The following is a 1,952-nucleotide window of genomic DNA, read 5'->3' as shown; positions in this document are numbered from 1 at the left end:
TTGGTAATTGATCCAACTGTAATTGTTTCTGTATAGGTACAATTTAATCCATCTCTAATCGTAACATCATAATCTCCTGCTACTGAAATAGCAAAGGTATTACCCGCTTGGAATGATGCAGCGTTCCCTGTTGGAACAACTGAATACTCATAAGTTCCATCTCCTCCACTTGCTGTTACTGTTACACTTCCATCATTACAGGTTACAGGAGTAGTTGCAACTGTTCCTGTTAATTGTGCATTAATTGTTTCAGTTGATGGTGTTGAAACACAACCTAAACCATCACGAACTAAAACTGTATAGGTACCTGGTGCTAAACCTGTGAATGTATAACTTGTTGCGGTGGTAGGACTTGGCACTTGCCAGCTTGCTCCATTATCAATACTGAAATTGTAATCTCCAGAACCTGTATCTGCAGTAATTGCAATTTGTCCATTAGTTCCATCATAACATACAGTTGGAACTGCAGTATGTGTAACTGCTGGTGGGCTCGGGATAACAATCTCAAAAGGCGTACAACCAACTTGGTTAACAGTCATACTCACATTGTCGATAAAGTTCCCTACTGATAAACTACCAGATGCAGTTGAAACTGCTTCAAACGCTATGATGGTAGTTGTTTGTCCTGCAGGAACTGTATAACTTCCTGAGTAAGAACCCCATGCTGAATTACCATCAGACATAGTTTGTACAACAGATGCTGTTGATAGTGTTCCACCAATTCTTACCTCTGCAACATCTACCCCCGATCTTCCTCTATGATCTACAGACCAGTTAATTATATCACCTTCTCTAGTACAAAATTCTTGATACAGAGATGAAGGTAAATTTGCATTTAATTCTGCAAATTGATTTCCTTCAGATGCTGGCACACCATTAAATCCAGATCTCCAAATTTCTATTCTATTATCTGATGCTGTTGTTTCCCAACCTGGAATTTGATTTTCATCAACAATTCTAAATGTAGTAACCGTTACGCTTGTATCTTCAAAACCACCATTCTCAAAAGGATTGGTTGAACAACCACACTCAGTACATAAATTTGTATCTCTAATATTAACGGTGTAACTACCAGGGGTTAAATTTGCAAAAACAGTAGAAGTTTGCCAAGTGGCACCATTGTCTATACTATATTCATAAGGAGGTATTCCTCCTGATCCTTGAACTGTAACAGTGGCTGTACCAGCACCAGTACAGCTTGGGGCTGTAGTAATAGTACCTGTAACTTGTAGTAAGTCTGGCTCTGATATTGTAACCTGACCTAGATTAACATCACAAATAATAGAACCAGAAGTTTCTCTTATAATAACATCATAAGTACCTGCTGCCAAACCAACTACTCTATATGGATTATCTCCAGTGGTTGACCAACTAGCACCATTATCTACTGAAACTTCATATGTTGATCCTGTTAAATTTGAAGCACTTACTTCAATTGTACCATTATCAGATCCATTACATGTAGAATCAGTACTACCTAAAATAGAACCAGTAAATTGCTGACCTGGTGAAATACTAATAATTACATCAGTTGTACAATCACTTCCGTAATCAACTGTAATTGTATGATTACCAACCGCTAAATTATTAAACACATTTGAAGCCTGTGTACTCGCTCCTAATGTATAGGTATAACTTGGATCCGTTGGTGTAATTGTTGCATTTCCTGTTCCATCACAATTATATGATACACTGTAACTAAATGTAGGCTCAGTTGGTAATGGATCAATTACAATATCTGCTAAATTTAACTGACATCCGTTTGAATCTCGAACCGTTAAAACATAAGTTCCTTCAGTTAAATTACTATAAACTAAATTATTAGAGTAAACTCCATTTACTCCATAAGTGTATGGAGCTGTTCCTCCTGTAGCAGCTACAAAAGTAATCTCACCATTTTGTAAACATGTATATGCCTGTGTTAAACTTGCACTACTCGCTATTGGGTTTGG

1 protein-coding gene is annotated in these 1,952 nt (G+C 37.2%); it reads right to left on the bottom strand.

Annotated elements, in window-relative coordinates; genetic code table 11:
• Positions 1 to 1,952: SprB repeat-containing protein (locus EV195_RS16585; protein ID WP_207899802.1), on the bottom strand; the 1,952-nt coding region annotated here is incomplete at both ends.

The sequence above is a fragment of the Tenacibaculum skagerrakense genome, from assembly GCF_004345825.1.
Classification (GTDB): domain Bacteria; phylum Bacteroidota; class Bacteroidia; order Flavobacteriales; family Flavobacteriaceae; genus Polaribacter; species Polaribacter skagerrakensis.
Note: the sequence above shows the minus strand (reverse complement) of the source record. Positions and strands in the feature narration are given on the sequence as shown.